The organism is Achromobacter sp. 1011791174, assembly GCF_059760925.1.
This window is the reverse complement of the sequence record NZ_JCBANH010000160.1, coordinates 1-7,163: the sequence shown is the minus strand read 5'-3', so window position 1 is coordinate 7,163 and position 7,163 is coordinate 1. Positions and strand designations below refer to the sequence as shown.

Here is a 7,163-nt window from a genome sequence, read left to right as displayed (position 1 = left end):
ACGCTGGACCTGCCGCTCACGCCCGCCCACGAGCGGGCAGCCGACGAGGCCCTGGCCGCCGCCGGGCTGACAGGCAAACGCTTCGTCCTGATCGCGCCCACCGCCACCGGCCTGCACAAGGGCAAGGTCAAAGTCTGGCCAGGATTCGATACACTTACCCGCGGCTTGCAGAATCAGGGCCATACCGTGGTAATGTGCCCTCCTCCCGCGGAAACGGACGAGGCCCGGCGCAATGCGCCGACCGCCCAGTTGCTGCCGCCGCTGTCGCTCGGCGCCTTCGCCGCCCTGACCGCGCGGTCGGCCCTGGTGATCTGCAACGATTCAGGCGTCTCGCACGTGGCCGCCGCCGCGTCCGCCCGGCAGCTCACGCTGTTCGGCGTCACCCGGCCCGGCCGCACCGGCCCCTGGTCGCCGCGCGCGGTCTGCGTGGGCGCTGAAGACGCATGGCCGCCGGAGGACGAAGTCGAACAGCAGGCCAGGCGCCTGCTGGACGGCCAGCAGTAACCGGATTGTTTAGACATGACCTTTTCCAGCTATCTGACCAACCTCATCATTCCGTTCAACCTGTGCATGACGCTGGTCGTCATCGGCCTGGTGCTGGGCCTGTTCCGGCTGCGCAAGACCGGCGGCGCGCTGATCGTCGCGGGCCTGCTATGGGCGCTGGCCTGGTCGCTGCCGGTAACCTCGGTCTGGCTGGGCGGAGCGCTGGAAAGCCGCTATCCCCACCTGTCGCCCGAGCAATCCCCGACCGCCGACGCGATCGTGGTGCTGGGCGGCAACACGGCCAACGGCCGCGCCAACTGGTTCCTGCCTTATGAAAAAGACAAGGCCGTGGTGCGGATCGACATCGCCGCCCAGCTCTACCTGGCCGGCCGCGCGCCCAAGGTGCTGCTGTCGGGCGGCGCGCTGGAAGGCGACGTCAGCGAAGCCCGCGGCATGGCCCACGCCATCCGCCAGCAGGGCGTGCCGGAAACGGCGCTGATCCTGGAGAACTCCAGCCGCACCACCTACGAGAACGCCGCCATGACCGAGGACCAGCTCAAGGCTCGTGGCATCGGCAAGATCCTGCTGGTGACCTCCGCGCTGCACATGCCGCGCGCCATGGCCGCCTTCGCCAAGCAGGGCGTGGTCGCCATCGCCGCGCCGGCGCCGCCGCAGATCGTGCCGCCCACCGACGGCTCGCTGTCGCTGTGGGTGCCCGACCAGCGCACGTTCGACGCCAGCCGCTCCATCATCAAGGAATACGCGGGCCTGTTCGTCTACTGGCTGCGCGGCTGGGTGTAGGTCCACCCCCGAAGCGCCTGCGGCGCTTCCCCCTCAAGGGGGCGCCGCTGCGGACCGGCGGAGCCGGCTCCGCGCGGCCCGGGTCGCGGTGGTTGCTGGCGTGGACCAGGGTTGCTGGCGTGGATAAATAAGATCTATGAATGTGCATTTGCAGGGGCAGGACTGCCGGCCTGGTTGTGGGGCCTGTTGTACTGCGCCGTCGATTTCCAGTCCGATCCCTGGCATGCCGGATGGCAAGCCGGCCGGCGTGCGCTGTGTGCAGTTGCTGGCGGATGAGCGCTGCGGGATTTTCGGGCAGCCCGAGCGGCCGGCCGTCTGCAGCGGGCTGCGGCCGTCGGCCGAGATGTGCGGGGGCAGCCGGGAGCAGGCGATGCATTGGCTGGGCTGGCTGGAGCGGGAAACTTCCGTGTCTGCCTGAGCCAGTGTTAGGCCTGGTCGCCACGGACGACGGCAAGAAGAAAACGGGGCTGCCAGAGCCCCGTTTTGCATAGGGCTCAGGCCGCCGCCTGCTCCCGTTCGCGCAGCACCTGCGCGTAGAGGCTTTCATAACGCGCCGCCACCGCTTCCCAGCTCTGCTCGCGCGCGATGGCCAGGCCGCGCTCGGCCAGCGAGGCGCGCAGTTCGGGTTCCGAACCAAGCCGCTCCAGCGCCTGCGCCAGCTGCGCGCCGTTGCGCGGGTCCTGCAGGATCAGCGCGTCCTTGCCCGCTGACAGGTACTGTGCGAAGCCGCAGTAGGCGGGCGAGCTGACCACCACCGGCAGGCCATGCGACATGGCTTCCAGCGGCGCCATGCCGTAGCTGTCGTTCAGCGTGGGATGGGCGTAGATGTCGGCCGCGCTGAAATACTGGGCGACCTCGGGGGTGGGTTCGATCAGGGCGACCCGGTGCGCGATGGCGCCGGCGCCGCGCACGCGTTCGCGCGTGGCTTCGTCGGCCCCGACCACCAGCAGCCGGTAGTGCGCGGGCAGCTGCGCCAAGGCGTCCAGCAGCGCCGGCAACCCCTTGCGCAGCGGGTTGCGCGCCACCAGCAGGCAGCCGATGGTGTCGTCGTCCCAGCCCAGCCGGCCGCGCACGGCCTGGCGCTGGGCGGCATCGGCGGCCGAGGGCAGCTTGACGCCGGGCGCGATGATGTCCACGGCCAGGCCCGGACCGTAGCTGCGGTGCAGCTGGTCCATGATCAGCCCGGACACGGCCACCACGCGGCGCTCGGGCGCCGGACGCACGCGCGATTTCTCGAGCAGCAGGTAGGTCGCCAGGCGGGGGCTGAGCCAGGCGGTCAGCCGCTTGAGCGGCTTGGCGCGGGTCAGGCGGTTGTAGCGCACCGGCGTCACGTGCATGACCTGGATCTCGCCGGCCCAGCCGTTCATGTGCGAATGCACGATGTCGAACCGGCCGCGCGTGAGCCGGTCGGCGCGCCATGCGAAATACAGCACGCGCATCCAACTGGGCAGCCAGCCGGGGAAACGGATGGGCAGGAAGGGGAAAGGCAGGTCGCTGTCGAAGTCTCGCGCCACGATCTCGATGTCATGGCGCTGCCCCAGCACCCGCATCAACTCGACGCCATAGGCCTCGGCGCCGCCGAAGCGGTTGCCGAAACGGTCGACGAGCAGCGCGATGCGCAGCCGCCGTTCAACCGCGCCGGCGGGAGTCTTCATACCGGGTCAGGCACTTCTGCAGGAAGCGGAGGATGCCGGTCGAACGCGATACCGTCACGCGCGGCAGGCCGAAGACATCGTCATCGGCGCCGGCGCGGCCGCGCACGGTCAGCGTGGCGTTGTCGTAGCCGGCCTCGCGCGCCATGTCGCGGTGTTCCTGCTGCTGCTCGCCATACGGATAGCAGAAGGCCGTGACCGGCGAGCCCAGCGCCTGTTCGAGTTCGTCCTTGGACTGGACGATCTGGCGGCGCGCCTCGTCGGGCGGCAGCGCGGGCAGATGGACGTGGTCCAGCGTATGCGAGCCGACTTCGTTGCCGGCCTGGGCCCAGGCGCGCATCTCGCTCACGGACATGAGCGGCGCGTGCGGAATGCCCACGTGCTTGTCCCAGACGTTGCCGCCATCGAACTGGTGCGAGACGAAGTAATTGGTGGCGGTGAAACCCAGTTCGCTCAGCACTGGCGTGACGTTCTCGAAAACGTTGCGGAAACCGTCATCGAACGTGATGCCGAACACCTTGCCCTGGCGCTCGCCGCGCACATAGGGCATGACGTCGCGCATGGACAGGCCGCGATAACCCAGCCGGCGCATCCAGCGCATCTGGCGGGTGAAGTCGGACGGGTGCACCGTCAGGCCGCGAAACGGCGTGCCCTTGGGATTGGGCTCGCCGATCTGGTGGTACATGAGAATGGGGATACGCATGGACCGGATTATAAGGTCAGCGTCCAGCCAGCGTACGCTGGTAGACGTCCAGCGTGGCGGCGGCGAAACGGTGCAGGTTGAAGTCGCGCAGGGCCGTTTCCCGGGCGTTGCGGCCCATCTGCCGGACCATTTCCGGCTGGTCCAGCATCAGCCGCAGCCTGGCGGTCATGGCCGGCACGTCGCGCACCGGCACGATCCAGCCGTCCACGCCGTCGGTCACGTTCTCGGGCAGGCCGCCGGCGTCGCTGACCAGGGCCGGCAGGCCCAGGCCCATGATCTCGCGGCAGGCGAAGGACAGCGCCTCGCGGTACGACAGCACGAAACCCGCATGGCAGGACGCCAGCGAGGCGCGCACATCGTCCAGCAGGCCCGGAAAGCGCACCTGGTCGATCATGCCCAGCTCGCGCACGCGCGCCAGCTTGGCCTCGGACGGCGGATCGCCGGCCACCATCAGCAGCACCCGCGCCTTGTCCTCGGGCGGCAGCGCGGCCACGGCGGCCACCAGGTCCAGCCAGCCCTTGTCGTAGTCGGTGCCGCCGGCGCTGCCCAGCAGCAGCTTGCCGCGCCATTGCGGCCCGAAGATCAGCTCGCGCAGCTTGTCCAGGCTGTCGGGCGGCGGCGGCGCGAAGAAATTCGTGTCGATGCCGTGGCGGATGGTGGTGATGGGGCGCCGGCCGTAAGGCGACGCCGCCATGATGCCGTGGATGTAGTCGCTGACGGCGATGCCATGGTCGGTAGCCAGCGCCACCCGCAGCTTGTGGCCGAAGCTGGTCAGCGGATGGTCGTTGTGCTTGGTGAAGACGATGCGCGGGCGGCGCGCCATGGCCAGCGTGGCCAGCATCACCTGCTTGTGGTCGGCCGAGCCGTTGGCGTGGATGATGTCGAAGCCGCCGCGCTTGATCAGCCGGCGCAGCCGGGCCCGGTCGCCGAACCAGGACGAGGGGCGCGTGGTGTAGCGCATGTCCTCGACCGTGACGCCGGGAATCGCCTTGGCGTAGCGGTACAGACGGCTGGTGGACGGCGCCGCCACGGTGATCTGGTGTTCGCGCGACAGCGCCCGCGCCAGGTTGATGATGTAGGTGACGTGCCCGCCGCCGTTGCCGCCGTGGAAGTTCGTGTAGAGGATCTTCACTGCTTGTTCTTCTCGGCCAGGAACATCAGCTTCGAATAGCGGTAGAAGCTGCCCGACGCGGCGGTGACGGCCAGCACCAGGCCGTGGCGGCCGTCCAGGAAGCCCCGGCGGATCAGGTAGATCCGCACGAAGGTCCAGAAGCTGTGCCCCAGCGCGCCGAAGATCGAGGTGCGCCGGCCCTTGGCGTACATCGACGCGGCGGCGTCCGATGAATAGCGGTTGATCTTGTTGATCAGCGCGTCCAGCGTGTCGTAGGGAAAATGGTGGAAATGGCCCTTGAGCTGCAGCGGGCGCTTGCCGTCGTTCGGCACCACGCGCTCATGCACGTAGGCGTCGTTGAAGCGCGCCGTGCCGCGCTTGAACAGGCGCACCACGTAGTCGGGCCACCAGCCGCTGTGGCGGATGTCGCGGCCGCAGAAATTGGACAGGCGCGGCATTTCGTAGACATCGCCGCGCGGTGCCTTGAGCGTTTCCTGGATCTCGCGCGCCAGTTCGGGCGTGACCAGCTCGTCGGCGTCGATGGACAGCACCCAGTCGCCGGTCGCCAGGTCCACGGCGCGATTCTTCTGCGGCCCGAAACCGGGCCAGTCGCTCGTCACTTCCACGCGCGCGCCCAGCGCACGGGCCAGCTCGACCGTGCCGTCGGTGCTGCCGGAGTCCACCACGATGAATTCGTCGGCGAAGTCCACGGACTTGAGGCATTTGGCGATGTTGGCCGCCTCGTTCTTGGTGATGATGATGACCGATAGCTTCATCCGCGATTCCTAAGACGCTTTTTCCAGGCTTTCCAGGCGTGGTAGCGCGGCCCCCAGAACGGGTCGCGCGACAGCCAGATGCGCCGGTTGAGCCAGGAGCCGCCGCGATTGCGCACCGCGAAGCGGTAGATGTGCTCGGGATCCGCGCCGGGCGTGTTCTGGCCGAAAGGGTCGGTAGTGTACAGGTGCCGGAAGCCGGCCTCGCGCGCCGCCGCCACGTAGTCGGCGTCGAAATAACCCTGCGGCCAGCACAGGTGGTCGCTGACGCTGCCCAGGCGGCCAGCCAGCGCCTCGCGCGACAGCCGCAGCTCGTCGGCGATGCGGGCGCGCTTGGCCTGGACGTCGCCGGCGCATTCCTTGTCCCAGCGCGTGTGCGTGTGGGTATGGGAATGGAATTCGAACGTGCCGGCGGCGCGCATGGCCTCGACCTCGCTCCAGCGCAGCATGACCTCGTCGGCGCGGCCGGCGGCGACCAGCTGCTTGCAGGCGTCGTGGTCCGGCGTGGCGGGCAGCGGCCCGCCCTGCCCCGCATGCGGCCGGACGGGGCCGTCGCCGATCCAGCCGGTGATGATGAACAGCACGGCGCGCATGCCGTGACGCGCCAGCGCCGGATGCGCGTGGACCCAGTTGTTCAGGTAGCCGTCGTCGAAGGTGATCAGCACCGAACGCTCGGGCACGGGCGCGCCGGCCAGGTAGGCGGCGAACTGATCGGCCGACAGCGACTGGTAGCCGGCGCGCGCCAGGCGCGCGATCTGGTCCTCGAACACGTCCGGCGTGGCGGCGATCATGCCGCCGGCCGGCGTCACGTGGTGGTACATCAGCACCGGCACGTTGGGCGCGCTGCGCGTGCTCATTTGCCGCGCTCCGCCAGCCACTTGCCGTAGACCGCCTCGGTGGTCTCGGCCAGCCGGGACGGCGAGAACACGCCCTCGTCCCAGACCAGCTTGCGGCCGGCCTCGCCCATGGCGCGGCGCAGCGCCGGATCGTCGATCAATCGCGTCAGCGCGGCGGCCAGCGCCGCCGGATCCTTGGGCGGCACCAGGATGCCGGTCTCGCCGTCGCGGAACATCTCGGACACGCCGCCCACGTCCGTGCCGACCACGGGCAGGCCGCTGGCCTGCGCCTCGACGTAGACGGTGCCGGACGCTTCCTGCTGGGTGGCCAGCGCGAACAGGTCGAAACCGGCCAGCAGGTTGGGCACGTCGCGCCGCATGCCCATCAGGTGGATGCGGTCCTGCAGGCCCAGTTGCGCCACGTATTCCTGGGTCTGCTCGAATACCGGCGAGCCGCCCGCGACGAACACCAGATGCAGCTTGGGACGGCTGGCCATCAGCGGAGCGATCGCGTCGATCAGGTCCTTGTGGCCCTTGGTGGCGCGCATCACGGCCACACAGCCGACCACCACGTCGTCCTGGGCCAGGCCCAGCTCGCCGCGCAGCGTGGAATGCTCCACGGGCGGCGGCAGCACGATGGGCGAGTACACGGTGGCCACGCGATCCGGCGGCACGCCGCGATCGATCAGGTGCTGGCGCACGTGGTCGCTGACGGTGGTGACGCAGTGCGGCAGCCGGGTATAGGACCACAGCGAGCCGACCTTGTTGGACAGATGCCGCGTGCGCACGATCAGCGGCGTGGGG

At 69.4% G+C, this 7,163-nt stretch carries 9 protein-coding genes; 3 read left to right on the top strand and 6 right to left on the bottom strand.

Annotated features, from left to right (window positions below; all coding sequences use genetic code 11):
* The 3 genes from AC6LJ5_RS29515 to AC6LJ5_RS29505 form a co-directional block, all read left to right on the top strand.
* Positions 1 to 504: glycosyltransferase family 9 protein (locus AC6LJ5_RS29515; protein WP_498142363.1), on the top strand; the 504-nt coding region annotated here is incomplete at its 5' end.
* Positions 505 to 519: 15 nt separating this feature from the next.
* Complete coding sequence (locus AC6LJ5_RS29510) at positions 520 to 1,284, top strand: YdcF family protein (RefSeq protein ID WP_103273628.1); 765 nt, start codon at positions 520 to 522, stop codon at positions 1,282 to 1,284.
* Positions 1,285 to 1,420: 136 nt separating this feature from the next.
* On the top strand, positions 1,421 to 1,702 hold the full coding sequence (locus AC6LJ5_RS29505) for a YkgJ family cysteine cluster protein (RefSeq protein ID WP_498142362.1): 282 nt from the start codon (positions 1,421 to 1,423) through the stop codon (positions 1,700 to 1,702).
* A 76-nt stretch (positions 1,703 to 1,778) separates the two neighbouring features.
* On the opposite strand, the gene AC6LJ5_RS29500 is transcribed toward AC6LJ5_RS29505, so the two are convergent.
* From AC6LJ5_RS29500 to AC6LJ5_RS29475, 6 genes are all read right to left on the bottom strand, one after another.
* On the bottom strand, positions 1,779 to 2,939 hold the full coding sequence (locus AC6LJ5_RS29500) for a glycosyltransferase family 4 protein (RefSeq protein ID WP_498142361.1): 1,161 nt from the start codon (positions 2,937 to 2,939) through the stop codon (positions 1,779 to 1,781).
* Positions 2,914 to 3,639 (bottom strand): polysaccharide deacetylase family protein, encoded by a 726-nt coding sequence (locus AC6LJ5_RS29495; protein WP_103273624.1) that lies wholly within the window; start codon positions 3,637 to 3,639, stop codon positions 2,914 to 2,916. The genes AC6LJ5_RS29500 and AC6LJ5_RS29495 overlap by 26 nt, the downstream gene beginning before the upstream one ends.
* A gap of 16 nt (positions 3,640 to 3,655) precedes the next feature.
* Positions 3,656 to 4,771, bottom strand: coding sequence for a glycosyltransferase (locus AC6LJ5_RS29490; RefSeq protein ID WP_103273623.1), 1,116 nt, complete (start codon positions 4,769 to 4,771; stop codon positions 3,656 to 3,658).
* Positions 4,768 to 5,526: a glycosyltransferase family 2 protein gene (locus AC6LJ5_RS29485; protein WP_212319122.1), complete on the bottom strand. Its 759-nt coding sequence runs from the start codon at positions 5,524 to 5,526 to the stop codon at positions 4,768 to 4,770. The genes AC6LJ5_RS29490 and AC6LJ5_RS29485 overlap by 4 nt, the downstream gene beginning before the upstream one ends.
* Complete coding sequence (locus AC6LJ5_RS29480) at positions 5,523 to 6,380, bottom strand: polysaccharide deacetylase family protein (RefSeq protein WP_498142360.1); 858 nt, start codon at positions 6,378 to 6,380, stop codon at positions 5,523 to 5,525. Before AC6LJ5_RS29480 ends, AC6LJ5_RS29485 begins: the two co-directional genes overlap by 4 nt.
* A partial coding sequence (locus AC6LJ5_RS29475) for a glycosyltransferase family 4 protein (protein ID WP_498142359.1) occupies positions 6,377 to 7,163 on the bottom strand: 787 nt, incomplete at its 5' end. The genes AC6LJ5_RS29475 and AC6LJ5_RS29480, both read right to left, overlap by 4 nt.

Bases quoted from the DNA above. Each gene is read 5' to 3' on its own strand.
- AC6LJ5_RS29480 (WP_498142360.1), bottom strand. From the start codon at position 6,380: ATGAGCACGCGCAGCGCGCCCAACGTGCCGGTGCTGATGTACCACCAC.
- AC6LJ5_RS29500 (WP_498142361.1), bottom strand. From the start codon at position 2,939: ATGAAGACTCCCGCCGGCGCGGTTGAACGGCGGCTGCGCATCGCGCTG.
- AC6LJ5_RS29495 (WP_103273624.1), bottom strand. From the start codon at position 3,639: ATGCGTATCCCCATTCTCATGTACCACCAGATCGGCGAGCCCAATCCC.
- AC6LJ5_RS29505 (WP_498142362.1), top strand. From the start codon at position 1,421: ATGAATGTGCATTTGCAGGGGCAGGACTGCCGGCCTGGTTGTGGGGCC.
- AC6LJ5_RS29485 (WP_212319122.1), bottom strand. From the start codon at position 5,526: ATGAAGCTATCGGTCATCATCATCACCAAGAACGAGGCGGCCAACATC.
- AC6LJ5_RS29510 (WP_103273628.1), top strand. From the start codon at position 520: ATGACCTTTTCCAGCTATCTGACCAACCTCATCATTCCGTTCAACCTG.